The sequence below is a fragment of the Agrobacterium sp. CG160-95 genome, assembly GCF_053521725.1.
In genome coordinates, this window is record NZ_JBNWDU010000005.1 from 330195 (window position 1) to 348426 (window position 18232).

At 58.1% G+C, this 18232-nt stretch carries 17 protein-coding genes and 2 tRNA genes; 8 read left to right on the forward strand and 11 right to left on the reverse strand.

Going from position 1 to position 18232, the window contains the following annotated elements; all coding sequences use genetic code 11:
* The first annotated feature begins 57 nt into the window (after positions 1–57).
* Both ACQZ63_RS18895 and recJ read left to right on the forward strand, forming a co-directional pair.
* Positions 58–282, forward strand: a complete 225-nt coding sequence (locus tag ACQZ63_RS18895) for a hypothetical protein (protein WP_025593517.1) — start codon at positions 58–60, stop codon at positions 280–282.
* A 103-nt stretch (positions 283–385) separates the two neighbouring features.
* Positions 386–2194 carry a single-stranded-DNA-specific exonuclease RecJ gene (recJ, locus tag ACQZ63_RS18900; RefSeq protein WP_111804861.1) on the forward strand — a complete coding sequence of 603 codons (1809 nt, stop codon included), beginning with the start codon at positions 386–388 and terminating at the stop codon, positions 2192–2194.
* Positions 2195–2323: 129 nt separating this feature from the next.
* Here recJ and ACQZ63_RS18905 read toward each other — a convergent pair.
* From ACQZ63_RS18905 to ACQZ63_RS18930, 6 genes are all read right to left on the reverse strand, one after another.
* Positions 2324–2398, reverse strand: a tRNA-Glu gene (locus tag ACQZ63_RS18905).
* 451 nt (positions 2399–2849) lie between these two features.
* Positions 2850–2924: transfer RNA gene (locus tag ACQZ63_RS18910), tRNA-Glu, on the reverse strand.
* A 446-nt stretch (positions 2925–3370) separates the two neighbouring features.
* Complete coding sequence (locus ACQZ63_RS18915) at positions 3371–4144, reverse strand: amino acid ABC transporter ATP-binding protein (RefSeq protein WP_003515372.1); 774 nt, start codon at positions 4142–4144, stop codon at positions 3371–3373.
* Between the two features lie 12 nt (positions 4145–4156).
* Positions 4157–5314 carry an amino acid ABC transporter permease gene (locus ACQZ63_RS18920; protein ID WP_013636194.1) on the reverse strand — a complete coding sequence of 386 codons (1158 nt, stop codon included), beginning with the start codon at positions 5312–5314 and terminating at the stop codon, positions 4157–4159.
* 3 nt (positions 5315–5317) lie between these two features.
* Positions 5318–6514: an amino acid ABC transporter permease gene (locus tag ACQZ63_RS18925; protein WP_003515368.1), complete on the reverse strand. Its 1197-nt coding sequence runs from the start codon at positions 6512–6514 to the stop codon at positions 5318–5320.
* A gap of 107 nt (positions 6515–6621) precedes the next feature.
* Complete coding sequence (locus tag ACQZ63_RS18930; protein ID WP_003515366.1) at positions 6622–7644, reverse strand: amino acid ABC transporter substrate-binding protein; 1023 nt, start codon at positions 7642–7644, stop codon at positions 6622–6624.
* A gap of 376 nt (positions 7645–8020) precedes the next feature.
* On the opposite strand from ACQZ63_RS18930, the gene ACQZ63_RS18935 reads away from it, so the two are divergent.
* Positions 8021–9208, forward strand: coding sequence for a cystathionine beta-lyase (locus tag ACQZ63_RS18935; protein WP_111783033.1), 1188 nt, complete (start codon positions 8021–8023; stop codon positions 9206–9208).
* Positions 9209–9210: 2 nt separating this feature from the next.
* Here ACQZ63_RS18935 and ACQZ63_RS18940 read toward each other — a convergent pair whose 3' ends face one another.
* Both ACQZ63_RS18940 and ACQZ63_RS18945 read right to left on the reverse strand, forming a co-directional pair.
* Positions 9211–10380 carry an FAD-dependent monooxygenase gene (locus ACQZ63_RS18940; protein ID WP_113555791.1) on the reverse strand — a complete coding sequence of 390 codons (1170 nt, stop codon included), beginning with the start codon at positions 10378–10380 and terminating at the stop codon, positions 9211–9213.
* A gap of 29 nt (positions 10381–10409) precedes the next feature.
* Positions 10410–10655, reverse strand: coding sequence for a zinc-finger domain-containing protein (locus ACQZ63_RS18945; RefSeq protein ID WP_003495891.1), 246 nt, complete (start codon positions 10653–10655; stop codon positions 10410–10412).
* 170 nt (positions 10656–10825) lie between these two features.
* Here ACQZ63_RS18945 and ACQZ63_RS18950 point away from each other — a divergent pair, with 170 nt between their 5' ends.
* The 3 genes from ACQZ63_RS18950 to ACQZ63_RS18960 all read left to right on the forward strand — a co-directional run bounded on the left by ACQZ63_RS18950 (position 10826) and on the right by ACQZ63_RS18960 (position 12925).
* Positions 10826–11602, forward strand: a complete 777-nt coding sequence (locus ACQZ63_RS18950) for an alpha/beta fold hydrolase (RefSeq protein ID WP_025593509.1) — start codon at positions 10826–10828, stop codon at positions 11600–11602.
* A gap of 143 nt (positions 11603–11745) precedes the next feature.
* Positions 11746–12570 carry a serine O-acetyltransferase gene (gene cysE, locus ACQZ63_RS18955; protein WP_003515358.1) on the forward strand — a complete coding sequence of 275 codons (825 nt, stop codon included), beginning with the start codon at positions 11746–11748 and terminating at the stop codon, positions 12568–12570.
* A 151-nt stretch (positions 12571–12721) separates the two neighbouring features.
* Positions 12722–12925 (forward strand): DUF3126 family protein, encoded by a 204-nt coding sequence (locus ACQZ63_RS18960; protein ID WP_003515356.1) that lies wholly within the window; start codon positions 12722–12724, stop codon positions 12923–12925.
* Between the two features lie 54 nt (positions 12926–12979).
* Here the strand turns inward: ACQZ63_RS18960 and ACQZ63_RS18965 are convergent, their stop codons facing one another.
* Positions 12980–14374: a cytochrome P450 gene (locus tag ACQZ63_RS18965; RefSeq protein WP_113555792.1), complete on the reverse strand. Its 1395-nt coding sequence runs from the start codon at positions 14372–14374 to the stop codon at positions 12980–12982.
* Positions 14375–14485: 111 nt separating this feature from the next.
* Here ACQZ63_RS18965 and ACQZ63_RS18970 point away from each other — a divergent pair, with 111 nt between their 5' ends.
* Positions 14486–15151, forward strand: coding sequence for a TetR/AcrR family transcriptional regulator (locus ACQZ63_RS18970; protein ID WP_112497488.1), 666 nt, complete (start codon positions 14486–14488; stop codon positions 15149–15151).
* A gap of 96 nt (positions 15152–15247) precedes the next feature.
* Here ACQZ63_RS18970 and fdhA read toward each other — a convergent pair whose 3' ends face one another.
* Both fdhA and ACQZ63_RS18980 read right to left on the reverse strand, forming a co-directional pair.
* Complete coding sequence (gene fdhA / locus ACQZ63_RS18975; RefSeq protein ID WP_025593503.1) at positions 15248–16438, reverse strand: formaldehyde dehydrogenase, glutathione-independent; 1191 nt, start codon at positions 16436–16438, stop codon at positions 15248–15250.
* Positions 16439–16742: 304 nt separating this feature from the next.
* On the reverse strand, positions 16743–17615 hold the full coding sequence (locus tag ACQZ63_RS18980) for an ATP-binding protein (RefSeq protein ID WP_013636188.1): 873 nt from the start codon (positions 17613–17615) through the stop codon (positions 16743–16745).
* A 207-nt stretch (positions 17616–17822) separates the two neighbouring features.
* Between ACQZ63_RS18980 and yajC the strand changes: the two genes are divergently transcribed.
* The gene (yajC, locus tag ACQZ63_RS18985; protein ID WP_003515350.1) at positions 17823–18170 is read left to right on the forward strand and encodes a preprotein translocase subunit YajC; all 348 of its coding nucleotides are present in this window, start codon (positions 17823–17825) and stop codon (positions 18168–18170) included.
* Positions 18171–18232: the final 62 nt, after the last annotated feature.

Consider the following 18232-nt stretch of genomic DNA (forward strand, 5'->3'; position numbering starts at 1 on the left):
GCTGGAAAACAACGCGATTCGGCTCTATGGTTAATCATGTTACCAAGCGAGGGAGGCGTGGCTGTGACATCGATTATCCTTTTCAAGGACAGTAAGCGCGAAAGCGTTCTGGCCGCCCATCATCGGGCGCGGCCTCACAATGCCAACGACAATATTCGAGGCATGGAATTCGATATTGCTGAATATGAGCGCAACTGGTGTTCACTTGCGGTGTTTTCCCTGTTGCTGCTGGTCGGCGCGGTATCGATCGTCAGCCCGTTTTTCTCGATTTTCTCGGTGTGAAACCTCATACGGGCGTTTTTGCTTGAAAAAGGCGCCATCGCCATTTAGCCCGTTGTCATGACAAGGCGCGGATACGCATTCGCATGACAGGACGATGGACAGGATGGCAATGATGGAGCCGGCCGATACCGTGGCCCGCGCATTTCTAAGCGTGGAGCGGTCGGCGACAGAGCAACGTTGGGTTTCGCGGCTGGATCAGGCCGCACAGAACCGTGCGCTGGCCATGTCCCAGATCCATGCCATTCCCGAACTGATTGCCCGGGTGCTGGCCGGGCGAGGGGTGGGGGTGGATGAGGCTCTCGCTTTCCTCGATCCGACCATTCGCTCATTGATGCCCGACCCGCATGTGCTGACCGATTGCGAAAAGGCTGCCGAAAGGCTGGTCCGCGCCATCGAGACCGGCGAGAAGGTGGCGATCTTCGGCGATTATGACGTCGATGGCGCCGCGTCTTCCGCGCTGATGTATCGGTTTCTCGCACATTTCGGGCTGACGCCGGAAATCTATATTCCAGATCGTATTTTCGAGGGTTATGGGCCGAACCCGGCGGCGATGCAGCAGCTTGCCGCCAATGGCGCGACCCTGATCGTGACGGTCGATTGCGGCTCCACCAGCCATGAATCTCTGAATGCCGCAAAGGATGCGGGAACAGATGTGGTGGTGATCGATCACCACCAGGTCGGTTCGGAACTGCCGCCGGCGGTGGCGCTGGTCAATCCCAACCGCGAAGACGATCTTTCGGGGCAGGGGCATCTCTGCGCCGCAGGCGTGGTATTTCTGGTTCTGGTCGCCACCCTCAGGCTGTTGAAGGACAGGCGCAACAGACAGGCGTTCACGATCGATCTGCTGGCGCTGCTGGATATAGTCGCACTCGCAACCGTATGCGACGTGGTGCCTTTGAAGGGGCTGAACCGCGCCTATGTAGTAAAGGGGTTGATTGCCGCGCGCCATATGAACAATGCCGGGCTGGCGGCGCTGTTCAGAAAGGCGGGGTTGGGCGGGCCGGTGACACCGTATCATTTCGGTTTCCTGATCGGGCCACGCATCAATGCCGGTGGCCGTATTGGCGATGCCGCACTGGGTAGCCGTCTGCTTACACTCGACGACTCGTCACAGGCCGACGTGATTGCCGAAAAGCTGGATGAGCTGAACCGCGAGCGACAGGCGATGGAAGCCGTGATGCTGGCGGAAGCCGAAGCGGAAGCGCTTTATGAGTATGGCGACGGGTCTGGCGCTGGCGTCATCGTTACCGCACGGGAAAACTGGCATCCGGGGATCGTTGGCCTGCTTGCCTCACGCCTCAAGGACCGTTTCCGCCGCCCGGCCTTTGCAATCGCTTTCGATCCCTCTGGCAAGGGCACAGGCTCCGGCCGCTCGATCAATGGTTTCGATATGGGCAGAATGGTCCGCGCCGCTGTGGATGCCGGCCTGCTGGTCAAGGGTGGCGGTCACGCCATGGCCGCGGGCCTGACGGTGGAACGCGCCAATCTCGGCAAACTCCGGACCTTCTTCGAGGAAGCCGCCGCAAAGACGGTGAGCGAGCTGGTGGAAAGCAGCGTGCTGAAGATCGACGGCGCAATCGGCGCGTCTGGTGCGACCCTGCAGCTTGTCGATCAGCTGGAACAGGCTGGTCCTTATGGCTCCGGCCATTCTCAGCCCATTTTTGCCGTGCCTGCCCACCGGCTGCGCGATGTGCGTCTGGTCGGCACCTCCCACGTCAAGATCACGCTGGAGGCCATGGATGGCTCACGGCTGGACGGCATCGCATTCCGCGCCGCAGAGGCCCCTCTGGGGCAGATGCTGCTGAATGCGCGTGGCAGGTCCATCCACGTGGCAGGCACCGTGGGTGCCGATCTCTGGCAGGGCCAGAGGCGTGTGCAGCTGCGTGTTCTGGACGCGGCTTTCGCGCCCTGACAGTCGGCACAGATCGAGGCTTGATTTTACGGGAAAAGCTGAAGGACGGCCGGAAACGGCGTGAATTCTCTATCTCACACATCACGTGAAGATTTGAACGCATAATACTGATTTTCAAGGAGAAGCAAGTGGCACGCCCTAGGGGAGTCGAACCCCTCTTTTCAGAATGAAAATCTGACGTCCTAACCGATAGACGAAGGGCGCGTGCGCTTGTGGTGTGGCGCCCTTATAGTCAGGCTCCCGTTGCTCCGCAAGCGGAAAAATTGATTTTTTCCGCTTCGTGGCGAGTTTTTTTATGGAGGCCGGACCGGCTGTGGAAAACTGCGCCGGCACTGGCCAAGGCCTTGAAATTTCGCCGCTATCACTGCGCGCCGGCAATGCCTTCATGACTCGTGGAAGGCCTCGGGGCGTGGTTTTCCAACCCTTAGCTGGCATCTGCTGCCCGCCAGAAAGAACCGACGATGTGATTTGGCTGGAAGGGGAAAGGCAAGCCGGTCGATTTGCCCGCTGGCGATTCATCCGGCTCGCCTTCCATCGGGGGGACAGCACTCTAACGTATCGCCCGGGAATCGGTTCCGGCGCATCGATCACGCGTGACGAATTCGCTATCTGCGAAGCTGCTTTATATTTTCGAAGGGGGAAACACGAAGGCAAGTGGCACGCCCTAGGGGAGTCGAACCCCTCTTTTCAGAATGAAAATCTGACGTCCTAACCGATAGACGAAGGGCGCGTGCGCTTGTGGTGTGGCGCCCTTATAGTCAGGCTCCCCGTGGTCCGCAAGCGGAAAAATGCATGATTTGACAAAAAAATGACATTGGCTGTCAGAACCCTTGGAAAACAAGGATTTCCGTTTCGTAACAAATGGTTAAACCGAGGTCGGCTTGGCAGTTTCAGTGCTTCTCGCGGATGAAGAACGACGTGAGACGACGATTTGCCGGGGCCGGTGATTCACTCAACGGGGCTTATGGTGCGAAAGAAGCCATCAAAATGAATGGCGAACCTTGCCAAACATTCCGGCGTCACCCTTGGGTTTTTCCCGAGATCTGCAACCGCTCGATTTTGTTACTTAGATCCTTAGGACAAGCCCATGGATGAGGTCGAGCGTGGAGAGGTTGTCGTCAAATGAAAACGGGGCCGAAATGGCCCCGTTCCATGATGTTAGCTGATTGCAGCGTCTCAGTGCAGGATCTGGCTGAGGAACAGCCTCGTGCGCTCGTGCTGGGGATTGTCGAAGAATTCGGCAGGCGAATTCTGTTCGACGATCTGGCCCTGGTCCATGAAGATGACGCGGTTTGCGACCTGGCGGGCAAAGCCCATTTCGTGGGTCACGCACAGCATCGTCATGCCGTCTTCGGCAAGGCTGACCATGGTATCAAGCACTTCCTTGACCATTTCCGGGTCAAGCGCCGAGGTCGGCTCGTCAAACAGCATGATCTTCGGCTTCATGCACAGCGAGCGGGCGATTGCCACGCGCTGCTGCTGACCGCCGGAGAGCTGGCCAGGGTATTTATGCGCCTGTTCGGGGATCTTGACGCGCTTCAGATAGTGCATCGCCACTTCTTCGGCTTCCTTTTTGGGCATCTTGCGAACCCAGATTGGCGCCAGCGTGCAGTTTTCCAGAATCGTCAAATGCGGGAAGAGGTTGAAGTGCTGGAACACCATGCCGACTTCACGACGCACCTCATCGATCTTCTTCAGATCGTTGGTGAGTTCGATACCGTCGACGTTGATCGTGCCCGACTGATGTTCTTCCAGCCGGTTGATGCAGCGGATCATGGTCGATTTGCCCGATCCCGAAGGACCGGCGATGACGATACGCTCGCCCTTCATCACCTTCAGGTTGATGTCGCGCAGGACGTGGAAGTCGCCATACCACTTGTTCATGCCGACGAGTTCGATTGCCACGTCCGTTGTCGAAACGGCCAGTTTTTTTGTTTGGGTTTCTGCCATTTTGAGCGTCCCTTATCGTTTATGCCCGGTGTCGAGGTGCCGTTCCATGAACAGCGAATAACGCGACATGCCGAAGCAGAATATCCAGAATATGAACCCGGCGAAAATATAGCCCGTCATTGCGGTGACAGGTGTCGCCCAGTTCGCATCCGATTGGTTGAGTGTGACAATGCCAAGCAGGTCAAACATGCCGATGATCGAGACCAGCGACGTGTCCTTGAAAAGACCGATGAAGGTGTTGACGATGCCCGGAATGACGAGCTTCAGCGCCTGCGGCAGCACGATCAGCCGGGTTTTCTGCCAATAGTTCAGGCCGAGCGAGTCTGCCCCTTCATATTGCCCCTTCGGGATGGCCTGCAAGCCGCCACGGATCACCTCCGCCATATAGGCGGACGAGAAGAGCGACACGCCGACCAGAGCGCGCAGGAACTTGTCGAAGGTCCAACCGTCGGGAAGGAACAGCGGCAACATGATGCTGGCGAAGAACAGGACGGTGATCAGAGGAATACCTCTGATAACTTCGATGAAAAGCACGCACAGCATTTTGATTACCGGCAGGTTCGACCGGCGGCCAAGCGCCAGAAGAATGCCGAAGGGCAGGGACACTGCAATTCCGAAGAAAGACAGGATCAGGGTAACCATCAGGCCGCCCCAGAGCTGCGTTTCCACCACCGGCAGGCCGAAGACGCCGCCGATGAGGAGGAAAAACGCAATGACTGGCAGGATGATGAAAAGCGCCAGCGCATTGAGCCGCTTGAACGGCGCTTTCGGAATGAGCATTGGCACCAGGAGGATGGTGAACATGACCATCACAAGGATAGGACGCCAGCGTTCATCGATCGGGTAACGGCCGAACATGATCTGGCCGAACTTCGCCGAAACGAAGGCCCAGCATGCGCCGGACTGGCCATCGGCCAGCGCACCGCCCTGGGAGGCGGTGAGGCAGGCGATGCGATCCGTACCGGTCCATACCGCGTCTACGAACAGCCACTTGAAGATTGGTGGCAAAAGATAGGCGAGGAACGCGATGGCAAGAACCGTAAGGACGGTGTCCTTCGGCGTGGCGAAAAGTTTAGTGCGCAGCCAATGGCTGATACCAACCGCGCTTGAAGGCGCGGGTTTGGCTTCTTCAATGGTGTGGCGCACGAACGCGTGATTGCTGATCGTCATCTATTATCTCTCCACCAGGGCCATTTTCGCGTTCAACCAGTTCATGACCACGGCCGTGAGAATGGACAGCGAGAGATAAAGAACGAGCCAGATAGCGACAACTTCGACCGCCTGTCCCGTCTGGTTCAGGATCGTGCCGCCAACGGAGACGATGTCGGCGAAACCGACCGCGACCGCGAGCGATGAGTTCTTGGTCAGGTTGAGATACTGGCTTGTCAGCGGCGGGATGATGATGCGCATCGCCTGAGGAACGACGATCAGACGTGTCGTCGTGCTGGCGCGAAGACCCAATGCCTCCGCTGCCTCGGTCTGCCCTTTTGCCACGGCCTTGATGCCGCCGCGAACGATCTCGGCGATAAAGGAAGCGGTGTAGAAGGAGAGCGCCAGAAACAGCGACATGAATTCAGGTGCGACGACCGAACCGCCCGCAAGGTTGAACCGCCCGGCAATCGGGTAATCGAATGTCAGGGGTGAGCCGAGCGCGAGGAATGTCGCAGCCGGAAGGCCGATGATGAGAAGTGTTGCGGTGATGCCGGTGCGGAACTGCTCGCCGGTTCTTTCCTGCCTGGCCTTCGCCCAGCGATAAATGAAGACGCTGATGACGATGGCGACCACGAAAGCGAGCGGTATCAGCCACGTCCCTTCGCCCCAGAGAGGCTTTGGAAAGAAGAAGCCGCGATTGTTGAGGTAGGTTCCAAGTGGAAGCTGCAGCGAATCGCGGGCCTGCGGCAGAACGGAGATGACGCCCTTGTACCAGAAGAAGATGACGAGCAGGGGCGGGATGTTGCGGAAGATTTCCACATAGGCCTGCGCCAGCTTCGAGATTAGCCAGTTGTTGGACAGCCGGGCGATACCGACGATGAAACCGATGATCGACGCGGCGATGATGCCGAAAAATGCGACCTGAATTGTGTTGAGAATACCAACGAGCAATGCCCGGCCATAGGTCGCATCGCTGGTGTAAGCGATCAGCGACTGGCCGATATCGAAGCCGGCTCTTCCATTGAGGAAGCCGAAGCCGGACGAAATGTTTGACCGTTGAAGATTTGTGATCGTATTCGTCACGATGATCCAGACGAAGGCGGTCAGGATGACGACTGTCAGAACCTGATAAAAAATTCCGCGTATGCGTGGATCGTAAATGAGTGACGACGCGCTTTGCGCGCGCGATCGTTGCGAACTGACCGCGTTGCCTGCCATAGGCACCTTTCCCTTTTATATGCTCTTTGCGAGCTTATTCTATAATTTCAAGTGGAGGCCGGGCATTGCCCAGCCTCCCTTCAGTCCTTAGCCAACGATAGTGCCGATCAACGAACCGGCGGTGCGTATTGCAGGCCGCCCTTGGTCCAAAGCGCGTTCTGGCCACGCTCGATCTTCAGCGGCGAGCCGGCGCCAACGTTACGGTCGAAGACTTCGCCGTAGTTGCCGACCTTCTTGACGATGTTGTAGGCCCAGTCGTTCGTCACGCCGAGATCGGTACCGATCTTGGTGCCTTCTTCAGTGCCAAGCAGACGCTTGATATCAGGGTTGGCGCTGTTCTTCTGCTCGTCGACGTTTTTCGACGTGATGCCCAGCTCTTCGGCGTTGACCATCGCGTAGTGAACCCACGTCACGATGTCGAACCACTGGTCGTCGCCCTGGCGAACGGCCGGTCCAAGCGGCTCCTTGGAGATGACTTCAGGCAGAACGATGTTGTCATCGGGGTTCTTCAGCTTGAGACGGATAGCGTACAGACCGGACTGGTCGGTGGTGTAAACGTCGCAACGGCCGGAATCATAAGCCGAAGTCGCATCGGATTCCTTTTCGAAAACAACCGGGTTGTACTGCAGGTTGTTGGTCTTGAAGTAGTCGGCAAGGTTGAGCTCGGTGGTCGTGCCGGTCTGAACGCAGACGGCGGCGCCGGAAAGCTCAAGCGCGGACTTCACGTTGAGGCCCTTCTTGGCGATGAAGCCCTGGCCGTCATAATAGTTGACGGTACGGAAGTTGAAGCCGAGCGATGTGTCGCGGCTGATCGTCCAGGTGGTGTTACGGGTCAGAACGTCGACCTCGCCAGACTGGAGAGCCGGAAAACGGTCCTTGCTCGAAAGAGCGACAAATTTAGCCTTTGTAGGATCGCCGAAAACCGCAGTGGCAATACCGCGGCAATAGTCCACGTCGATGCCGGACCATTCGCCCTTGTCATCGGGATTGGAAAATCCCGGAATGCCAGCGCTCACGCCGCAGGTGACGAAACCTTTCGACTTCACGTCCTGAAGCGTCGCAGCCGAAGCGACCGAGGCTCCTCCCAAAACTGCTGCGCCGATAACGGCCGACAGAATTGCCTTTTTCATTTTTCCCAACCTTTGTTTGTTATCGTCAATCGGAAGAGGACCGGCATATTGTTTTTGCCCCAGCTCCCCCCTTCAGCAGATCTTTTCGATCCGCTTTTTCTATCACAATCGTAATTGGCAGCGGGGTCAAGACATGCTGACAATAATTGTGCCTATAAAACGGAATTTTCCAAATTTTGGTCGGGAAGTGTGCAAAGGGTGAAAATATAAGCATATTTTTGCGGAAAAATACACTTGCACGATTTTTGTATACTTCTTGTATGCTGTTGCCGGGTGGATCAATCCTCCCATCTACGAATGTTCTGCGGGACTTGACCTTGCCTCCGGCTCTCCGCATTGTCGCTCGCGTCAATATCCCTTCGAAAGCTGATCTGAAATGACCAAGACCAATGACCTGCTTTCCACCGCAGGTATGAATACGCGCCTGACCCATGGCGGCAACGATCCCGCCGACTGTTTCGGTTTCGTCAATCCGCCCATCGTGCGCGGTTCTACCGTGCTTTTCCCCGATGCCGAGACGCTTTCGACCGAAAACCAGAAATACACCTATGGCACCCACGGCACGCCGACGACCGATGCGCTATGCAATCTCGTCAATGAGCTGGAGGGTTCTTTCGGAACCATTCTCGTGCCATCGGGCCTTGCGGCGATCACCGTGCCGTTCCTCGCCTATCTTGGCGCCGGCGATCATGCGCTGATCGTCGATTCGGTTTATTTTCCCACACGCCGCTTTTGCAACACGATGCTGAAGAAGCTTGGTGTGGAGGTGGAGTATTACGACCCGGCGATCGGGACGGGTATCGAAGCGCTGATCCGCCCGAATACCAAGCTGGTGCATCTTGAAGCGCCGGGTTCCAATACCTTCGAGATTCAGGACGTTCGGCTGATCACCGAGATTGCCCATAGGCACGATTGCGTCGTGACGATGGACAATACCTGGGCGACACCGCTTTATTTCAAGCCGCTCGATTTCGGTGTCGATGTTTCCATCCATGCCGCCACCAAATATCCGTCAGGTCATTCCGATGTCCTGATGGGCTTTGTTTCCGCCAATGAAAAGCACTGGAAGACGCTTTATCAGGCGAACACCAATCTTGGCATCTGCGTGACGCCTGATGACGCCTATCAGATACTGCGCGGCATGCGCTCCATGGGCATTCGACTTGCGCACCACCAGAAAAGCGCCCTCGACATCGCCACCTGGCTGGAAAGCCGCGACGACGTCGTGAGCGTTCTGCATCCGGCCCTGCCGAGCTTTGCCGGGCATGAACTCTGGAAGCGCGATTTCAAGGGCGCGAGCGGCGTATTTTCCTTCGTGCTGAAGGCCGAAGAGGGCAAATACAAGCAGACTGCGGCGGCATTCCTGAATGCGCTGACCTTCTTCGGGCTCGGCTATTCCTGGGGTGGATACGAATCGCTTGCCGTGTCGGTGTCGCTTGTCGACAGGACGATTGCCAAAGGCCCGTCGGAAGGTCCGGTCATCCGTCTGCAGATAGGGCTTGAAGATATCGCCGACCTCAAGAAGGATCTCGAGGCCGGGTTTGCGGCGGCAGCCGGGGTTTGACCTCAGCCTTTGGCGCGGTAGCCGTATAGCCAGTCGAAGTCCTTCAGGAAGGCTTCCCTCGGACGTGTCGAAAAGACGAAGTCCCGGGCAAGCCGAACCGGGCCTGTGGCGTGATAGGCGAAACGATTGAGAGAGGCCCGCTTGCGGGCCTTTTCTATGCGCGGCAGACGCAGGGCTTCGAAGGCGGCAAGGGCCTGTGGTACGGGCAGGGATGCTCCGGTCAATGTGCCCGCCAGTTCAAAAGCATCCTCGATGGCCATCGCCGCCCCCTGTGCCGCAAAGGGCATCATCGCGTGGGCAGCGTCGCCGATCAGCACCGTATCGCGACCATTGTGCCAGCGTCCGGGACCGGCCTGATAAAGTGGCCAGAAGGTCGGATTTTCCGACGATGCCAGCAGCCGAACGATATCCGGGCTCCAGCCGCGAAACTGCGCGAGCAGCATGGCTTTCTGTTGGCCGCTCGATTCCGCCCGCCATGTTGCGCCGGGATCGGCGCCGAGTGCGATGGCCACAATGTTGAAGCCGCCGACTTCCTTCAGCGGGTAGGCGACGATATGGCCACCCGAACCGAGATAGGCGGTGACGGCGCTTTTGTTGATGGCTGACGGCACATCTTTTGCCGCGACCGTGAAGCGCCAGGCAATATTGCCGGAGAAAGTGGCAGTGGGGGCGGAGGGGACAGCGAAACGGGCCGCGGACCAGACACCGTCTGCGCCGACGATCAGGTCGTGATCGCGGAACGTGGTTGCAGCGATGACGTCTGTCGTCGCGTTTTCGATACGTTTGCCAAGATGCAGGCGGCAGAGCGGATTGCGTGTTACCGCATTGAGAAGCGCGTTTTGCAACGTCGAGCGATGCAGCACGCCATAAGGTGCGCCCCAGCGTGTGCGGGCCGTCGCACCCACGGGCAAAGACAGCAACGTGGCAAGCGATTTGCCATGGGCCAGATCGACACTGACCGGCTCGGTCCAACGCGCCTCTATCTCAGCCATCACGCCGAGTTCGGCAAGGATGCGGGCGGCATTGGGCGATACTTGCAGGCCCGCACCGACTTCCGTCAGTTCGCCGGCCTGTTCAACGATGTCAGAGCTGATGCCCTGGCGGGCAAAAGAAAGCGCTGCGGTGAGACCGGCGATGCCGGCACCGACGATGGCTACGGATTTGATGGGCATGTCGCGCCCCGATCAGGAAAGGTGGAAGGTCAGGCGGCCTTCACATGGAAGACGCAGCCTGGAGGATTGGTCTGCTCGGCCTTCAGCGACGGATTGTAGCGGTAAAGGGTGGAGCAATAGGAACAGACCTTCTCGTTGTCGTCGCCCATGTCGATGAAGATGTGGGGATGATCGAAAGGCACCGAAGCGCCGGTGCACATGAATTCCTTGACGCCGATCTCGATCACGCTGTGTCCGCCATCGTTCTGGAAGTGGGGAATGGAATGCCCGGCCATGTTCGTCTCCAAATGCAATATCGTGGTTAAGCCGCAGGTCGTCATCGAGCATGGGCTTATTGCTGCGGATATGTAGCCTCAAACGCATTGCATCTCCATAAAAATCGTCAGGAAAACATGTTCAAAATTTCGATTTCCTGCCATATGGTCCGGCAAAAAGGATGTCCTTGATGAATCTCAACATGCCGCAATTTTCCGATTTTTCCCATGACGGCCTTCGCCTTGCCTATTTCGATGAAGGTGATCCGGCGGGCGATCCGGTTCTGTTGATTCACGGCTTTGCCTCCAGCGCCAACGTCAACTGGGTGCATCCAGGCTGGCTGAAAACGCTTGGTGACGCCGGTTACCGGGTGATTGCCATCGACAATCGCGGCCATGGCGCAAGCGACAAGCCGCATGATCCGCAAGCCTATTATCCGCCCGTCATGGCCGGCGATGCGGTGGCGCTGCTTAATCATCTCGGCATCGCGGAGGCTCATGTGATGGGCTATTCCATGGGCGCACGCATTTCGGCCTTTCTGGCGATGGCACATCCGGAGCGTGTCCGCTCACTGGTTTTCGGCGGACTTGGCATCGGCATGGTGGAAGGTGTGGGCGACTGGGATCCGATCGCCGAAGCGCTGCTGGCCCCCTCGCTCGATGTCGTCACGCATGAGCGCGGCCGCATGTTCCGCGCCTTTGCCGACCAGACGAAAAGCGACCGGCTGGCGCTTGCAGCCTGTATCGAGACGTCGCGTGTCCTCGTCAGTCGGGAACAGGCCGCAAAGATCGATGCACCGACGCTGATCGCGGTCGGAACCAATGACGATATCGCCGGATCGGGTGCCGAACTTGCGGCGATCATGCCGCATGCGCGCGCTATCGACATTCCCGGCCGTGACCACATGCTGGCCGTTGGCGACCGGGTGTTCAAGGCGGCGGTTCTGGAATTTTACCGCAGCCTTTGATTGGTGGCGGCAAGAAACGGTTTTTCATGCTGCATGAAGAAAAACTGAAGCCTTGCCGCCTTTAAAGTCGTCATTCGAATCCCATTTCTTATGCACGTCTTTTTCTGTATAAAGAACGACTACTGCAAACGAGGAGACCATTCATGGTCGCACGTACCGAGGCCCGTCAGCCGGAACAGCTGGCGATCGTCGATCCGATCTGGGGCAGCCTGCTGCATGAGGCACGAAGCGCCGTGGCGCAGGACCCGCTGCTTTCGGCTTTCCTTTATTCGACAATCCTCAATCACCGGTCTCTGGAAGAATGCGTGATTTATCGCATCTGTGAACTCCTCGATCATCCCGATATGCAGGCCGTTCTTCTGCGCCAGACCTTTCAGGACATGCTGGATGACTGGCCCGAATGGGGCAGCGTGCTGCGCGTCGATATCCAGGCAGTTTACGATCGCGATCCGGCCTGCACGCGCTTCATGGAGCCGCTCCTTTATTTCAAGGGGTTTCAGGCCATCCAGACGCATCGCCTTGCCCATTGGCTGCTGCAAAAGGGCCGCAGGGATCTGGCGCTTTATCTGCAAAGCCGCTCGTCCAGCATTTTCCAGACGGATATCAATCCGGCAGCACGCATCGGCAAGGGTATCTTCCTCGATCATGCCACCGGGCTTGTGGTCGGCGAGACGGCCGTTATCGGCGACAACGTTTCCATCCTGCATGGCGTGACGCTTGGCGGCACCGGCAAGGAGGGGGCGGACCGTCATCCGAAGATCGCCAATGGCGTGATGATCGGAGCGGGCGCGAAAATCCTCGGTAATATCGAGATCGGCAGCTGCTCGCGCATCGCCGCCGGTTCTGTGGTGCTGAAGCCGGTCCCGCCGAAGACCACCGTTGCCGGTGTGCCGGCGCGGGTGGTGGGAGAGGCAGGGTGTTCCGAACCCTCGCGCCTGATGGATCAGGTCATCGGAGCCGATATCTGACGGGTCCGATATTTTCTCAATTGTCCGTGTGGAAGGCTCCGCGTGAAAGACATGGCCTGTGAAAGACATTGGCGATGTGCCGCTTTCACTTTACTTTCGCCTTTGTCCCATGCCAAAAGCGGCGCAACCCGAACCGCACAGGAGAATAGTGGTGAAAGCCGACGAAATCAAAAAACTCGACGCCTATTTCAAGCGCACCTTCAATGAAAAGATGGTTGTGAAGGCGCGTCCCCGTAAGGACGATTCCGCCGAAGTGTATCTTGGCGAAGAGTTCCTTGGCGTTGTCTACATCGATGACGAGGACGGCGACCGCTCGTACAACTTCTCCATGGCAATCCTCGACGTCGATCTTTGATCGTCACTGCCCGGTGACGGGTGTTTTCCCGGATTAATAGTCGCCCGCGGTGGTTCACGCCGCGGGCGATTTGTTTTTGCGGTCGGTGATACGCATCATCAAGCGGCTTTGCGGCCGCAACGTCACCCTCATCAGTGGCTCCGCCGGACTTGCCGATCTGTTTTCGAGATGGACGTTCTGCAACAGCACCGCCAGGATCGACACGGCCTCCATCATCGCAAATGCGTTGCCGATGCAGACACGCGGACCTGCACCGAAGGGCATGTAGGCGTAACGGTGACGCGCCTTGGTCTTTTCCGGCTCGAAGCGGGAAGGGTCGAAACGTTCCGGTTCGTCCCACAGCGCCGTGTGCCGGTGGACAGCGTAGATCGGCACATAAAGAACGGTTCCGGCAGGAATATCATGGTCGCCGAGCTTGAAATCCTGCAACGCCGTGCGGGTGACCACCGGGGCAGGTGGGTAAAGCCGCATCGCCTCGGAAAATACCTGTCTGGTATAGGTCAGTTGGGCGATGTGCTCTGCGGCGACGGGATTTCCACCCGTGACGGCTGCGATTTCCTCGACGACTTTCCGCTCCACGTCGCTGTGTTGCGACAGCAGATTGAACGTCCATGCCAGACCGAGCGCGGTCGTTTCGTGACCGGCGGTGATGAAGGTGAGCAGATTGTCGATGATTTCCTTGTCGCTCATCATGCGTCCCGTCTCGGGGTCCTTCGCCTGAAGTAGCATGGACACCAGATCGTTTCTCTCGACGGGGTTCTGCCGCCGGTCCGCAATCACCGTCGACAGGCTGGAGCGCAGATAACCGACAGCGGCCCGGGCCTTGCGCCGACCGGGGTGAGGGAGCCATTCCGGTGCGCCCAGCATGGCGAGCGCGAAGGTCCAGCCTGTCGGTTTCAGATAGTCGGTGATGCTTTGCTCCACGCGCCCGATATCGATCCCGTGGCCGCCGGACATCATGGTCTCAACGATGATGTCGAAGGTGGTCCGCATCATTTCATGGCCGATATCGATGTCACCGAAAGGAGATGCGCGCCAGCGCCTGCCGGTTCGCTCCGCCGCCTCGATCATGACAGGCAGCAGTTCCAGCAGCTTTTCGTGCCGGAAGGCGGCGGCAACCGATTGCCGTTGCCATTTCCAGTGATCGCCATCGGCGGTCAGAAGGCCCTGTCCGAGAGCGGGGCCAAGCGCGCGGCGCACGTCCTCACCCTTGCCGAGCAGATGGGCGTTCTTGACGAGGGCCTCATGAATAAGTGCAGGATCGGCAAGATGGACGCGCATCGTACCGCCGACACGGATAAACACCGCCGGTTCGTTGAAAATCTCCGATGGCAATGCGTTCAGCGGATTGCGGATGAGTGAGAGGGCCAAACGTGCTGTGGCGAATTTCGATACGGGTGCCGCAGCGGATGTATCCGGGAGCGGGGTGCGAAGGTCGGTTCCGGGCATGGACAGGTCCTTTATTCGCGTTGAACACTCAAATTTATTTGTTAAGGTGTTTACCTTATTTTATTCATTTAAGGTGTGCACCTTAGATTTCAATAGCGGGGTCCGATATCAATGAAGAAAAGCGAGGCCGGACGATCGACGGGGCGTCCTTCCCCCACACGACAGAGAATAATCGCTGCCGCACTCCAACTATTTAACGAGAGGGGGCCTGATCACGTAACCACAGCCGAGATCGCAAGGGCAGTGAATATCAACGAGGGTAATCTTTATTATCATTTCCGCACCAAGGAGGCATTGGTGCTGGCGCTGTTTGCCCTGTTCGAGACCGACGCGCTGGCGGTTGTCGCAAAGATTGACGAAGAAGACGAAGTAGCCGCATCGACATATGCTGGCTTTTTGCGCCTCTGGTTTTCGCTGGTGTGGAACTACCGCTTTCTGTTTCGTGATTTTGTCGGCCTTCTTTCCTCCGCGCCTGCGCTGGTGGAGCCGGTTCGCGGCATAAGCGCGGCAATGCGATTTGCCGTTGATGATATCGTCAGCCGGATGGAGAGGGCAGGGCTTGCAGAGATTCCAGAAACCGAGCGGGCGACCCTTCTTACCAATCTCTGGATCGTCTCGACCTATTGGGCGGCGTATCTCAACCTTCAGGAAGGCGTCACCGAATTCGGGCCGCAGCAACTGGACTGGGGACTTCGGCAGGTGTCCAGCCTGTTTCGACCCTATCTCTCACCATTGGCCACCTCCGAGCTGGAGGCGATGCTTGAAGTTGATCCATGATTTCACCTGATGGTGACAATGTGAATGCAGGCAAAAACGCCCGCGACAATATCTATCGCGGGCGTTTCCCATCTCGCGGGTCTTAAGCCGCCGGTATCAGGCCGACTTCAGCAGATCGCCGTGCGGATCGAGCACGAACTTGGTTGCGGCACCCTGGTCGAAGCTTTCATATCCCTGTACGGCGTCGTCGAGTGCGATGATCTTGGCGTTGACGATGTCGGCAATGGGCAGGCGGTCGTGCAGGATCGACTGCATGAGCTGGCGATTGTATTTCAGCACCGGCGTCTGGCCGGTATGGAAAGATTGTGCCTTAGCCCAACCGAGGCCGAAGCGGAGAGACAGGCTGCCCTGTTTTGCTGCGGCATCGACCGCACCTGGATCTTCGGTGACGTAAAGACCGGGAATGCCGATCGAGCCGGCGGCACGGGTGATTTCCATCATCTGGTTGAGAACGATGGCCGGCTGTTCGCCACCCGAATGGCCACGCGCTTCGAAACCGACGGCATCGATGGCGCTGTCGACCTCGTTGGTGCCGACGATCTCGGCAATCATGTCGCCCAGCCGGTCGCCCTTGGAAAGATCGACGGGCTCGAAGCCGACCTTTGCGGCGTGCGCAAGGCGATCCTTGTTGAAATCACCGATCATGACGACGGCGGCACCGAGAATACGGGCAGACGCGGCAGCCGCCAGACCGACCGGACCGGCGCCCGCGACATAGACCGTGGAGCCGACACCGACGCCGGCCTTCACCGCGCCATGAAAGCCGGTCGGCAGGATGTCCGAGAGCATAGTGAGGTCGCGGATCTTGGACATTGCCCTGTCGCGGTCGGGAAATTTCAGAAGGTTGAAGTCGGCATAGGGAATGGTGACGTATCTGGCCTGTCCGCCGATCCAGCCGCCCATATCAACATAACCGTAGGCGCCGCCGGCACGGGCGGGGTTCACCGTCAGGCACACGCCGGTATCCTGCGACTTGCAGCAGCGGCAGCGACCGCAGGCGACGTTGAACGGCACCGAGACAATATCGCCGATATCAAGCATCTCGACGTCGACGCCTTTTTCAATGACTTCGCCGGTGATCTCATGGCCAAGGACGAGGCCGGGCATCGCCGAGGTGCGGCCGCGCACCATATGCTGGTCCGAACCGCAGATATTCGTGGAAATAACCTTGAGAATGACACCGTGCTCGATACGGCGGCCATCCGGCGCCTCCAGCTTCGGATCATCGATGTCGCGGACCTCGACCTGGCCGGGGCGCAAATAGACGACGCCTCTGTTTTTGCTCATATCCATCTCCTCCTTGGGTTGAACACCAATACCGGCCCGCTCCTCCGCGGACAGGATATCGTCAAAACTCATGCGCGGACCCGTATGCGGCTCGCGTGGAATCTCAATCGGCGAAGGGATGGAAAGAAGAACAATCGGCGCGTCTGGACAAACGTCGCCTGCCTCTTGATCACCGCCCGCCGCAGATACCCGGCATTACGCCGAATATGTGCAGCAAACCATTTGGCGGGCGATGTGGCGGTCGGGAATACGACAACGCCTATAGCCGCAACGACACCGGCTCTCGCCAGATGTCACGGTGGCGTTATCTGTCGATCGATTTTCTCAGGCGCCCGGCGGCATCCTGAATATATTGCCAGGCGACGCGACCGGAGCGGCCGCCGCGCGTGGTCGCCCATTCCAGCGCCTCGTGATGCAGGGTTTCGCGATCAAGGCCGAGATCGAAATGTTCGGCATAGCTGTCAATCATCGTCAGATAGTCTTCCTGGCCGCATTTGTGGAAGCCGAGCCACAGGCCGAAGCGGTCCGACAACGAGACCTTTTCCTCAACAGCTTCCGAAGGGTTGATGGCGGTCGATTGCTCGTTCTCCATCATGTGGCGCGGCAGAAGATGACGGCGGTTGGACGTGGCATAGAACAGCACATTGTCCGGACGCCCCTCTATGCCGCCATCGAGTGCCGCCTTCAGCGATTTGTAGGCCGTGTCGTCGTGATCGAAAGAGAGGTCGTCGCAGAAGACGATGACGCGTTCGCCGGAAGCTTTCAATATATCCAGCAAGGCGGGCAGGGTGTGGATATCTTCGCGATGCACCTCGACCAGCTTCAAGGGAACGCCGCTTGCGGCGCGCACATCTTCGTGAACGGCCTTGACCAGCGAGGATTTGCCCATGCCGCGTGCGCCCCAGAGCAGCACGTTGTTGGCGGGAAAACCATCGGCAAAACGCAGCGTGTTCTCGTGCAGGATATCGCGCACATGATCGACGCCGCGAATGAGTTTCAGCGCAATGCGGTTCGGACGTGAGACCGGCTGCAGAAAGGAATTGACCGGCGTCCAGACAAAGCAATCCGCCGCATTCCAGTCGTTCACAGCAGGTGCCGGGCCTGCCAACCGTTCCATGGCGACGTTAAGCCGGCGCAGTTCGGCAAGAAGCAGGGTGGCCGTCTCTTCTCGAATCATGGTGTTTCTTCCGCTTATCCGATGTTCATAACGATGTTTTCAACCCGGCCTAGCATGGCGTTTCAGGCCCATAAAGGTTAAGAGGTCCGGAATCGGTACGGCGTGGCTTCTGCATCTGTTGCATTCCCGGCGTTCCCCACTATATTCCGGCGGCTTGAAAGCTGGGGCGGCATACGAGGTCGTGCTGTAATCGTTGAGGAGTTTTATATGTTCATTAGTCAAGCTTTTGCCCAGGACACGGCGGGCGGCGCGTCTGCATTCGGTTCCGGCCTTGAGATGCTTTTCCTGTTTGCACCGCTTATGGTGGTCTGGTACTTTTTCCTCATTCGCCCGCAGCGCGCGCAGATGAAGAAGCGTCAGGAAACGTTGACCAATATTCGCCGTGGCGATCAGGTCGTTCTTGGTGGCGGCATCGTTGGCAAGGTGACCAAGGTCATCGACGACAATGAACTCGAAGTCGAAATCGCCGAAGGCGTGAAAATCCGTGCCGCTCGTGCTTACATTGCCGAAGTGCGCGTGAAGGGCGAAGTGGTCAAGACGGAAGCCGCTTCCTGATCCTGCCGGATAATCGAACGTCCGCTTCCGAATTTGACGGGTTGCGCATCGCGCAACCCCAA

What these genes read in the sequence shown, in the direction of transcription:
- recJ (WP_111804861.1), top strand. Translation starts at nt 386, where the DNA reads ATGGCAATGATGGAGCCGGCCGATACCGTGGCCCGCGCATTTCTAAGC.
- ACQZ63_RS18915 (WP_003515372.1), bottom strand. Translation starts at nt 4,144, where the DNA reads ATGGCAGAAACCCAAACAAAAAAACTGGCCGTTTCGACAACGGACGTG.
- ACQZ63_RS18920 (WP_013636194.1), bottom strand. Translation starts at nt 5,314, where the DNA reads ATGACGATCAGCAATCACGCGTTCGTGCGCCACACCATTGAAGAAGCC.
- ACQZ63_RS18925 (WP_003515368.1), bottom strand. Translation starts at nt 6,514, where the DNA reads ATGGCAGGCAACGCGGTCAGTTCGCAACGATCGCGCGCGCAAAGCGCG.
- ACQZ63_RS18930 (WP_003515366.1), bottom strand. Translation starts at nt 7,644, where the DNA reads ATGAAAAAGGCAATTCTGTCGGCCGTTATCGGCGCAGCAGTTTTGGGA.
- ACQZ63_RS18935 (WP_111783033.1), top strand. Translation starts at nt 8,021, where the DNA reads ATGACCAAGACCAATGACCTGCTTTCCACCGCAGGTATGAATACGCGC.
- ACQZ63_RS18940 (WP_113555791.1), bottom strand. Translation starts at nt 10,380, where the DNA reads ATGCCCATCAAATCCGTAGCCATCGTCGGTGCCGGCATCGCCGGTCTC.
- ACQZ63_RS18945 (WP_003495891.1), bottom strand. Translation starts at nt 10,655, where the DNA reads ATGGCCGGGCATTCCATTCCCCACTTCCAGAACGATGGCGGACACAGC.
- ACQZ63_RS18950 (WP_025593509.1), top strand. Translation starts at nt 10,826, where the DNA reads ATGAATCTCAACATGCCGCAATTTTCCGATTTTTCCCATGACGGCCTT.
- cysE (WP_003515358.1), top strand. Translation starts at nt 11,746, where the DNA reads ATGGTCGCACGTACCGAGGCCCGTCAGCCGGAACAGCTGGCGATCGTC.
- ACQZ63_RS18965 (WP_113555792.1), bottom strand. Translation starts at nt 14,374, where the DNA reads ATGCCCGGAACCGACCTTCGCACCCCGCTCCCGGATACATCCGCTGCG.
- ACQZ63_RS18970 (WP_112497488.1), top strand. Translation starts at nt 14,486, where the DNA reads ATGAAGAAAAGCGAGGCCGGACGATCGACGGGGCGTCCTTCCCCCACA.
- fdhA (WP_025593503.1), bottom strand. Translation starts at nt 16,438, where the DNA reads ATGAGCAAAAACAGAGGCGTCGTCTATTTGCGCCCCGGCCAGGTCGAG.
- ACQZ63_RS18980 (WP_013636188.1), bottom strand. Translation starts at nt 17,615, where the DNA reads ATGATTCGAGAAGAGACGGCCACCCTGCTTCTTGCCGAACTGCGCCGG.
- yajC (WP_003515350.1), top strand. Translation starts at nt 17,823, where the DNA reads ATGTTCATTAGTCAAGCTTTTGCCCAGGACACGGCGGGCGGCGCGTCT.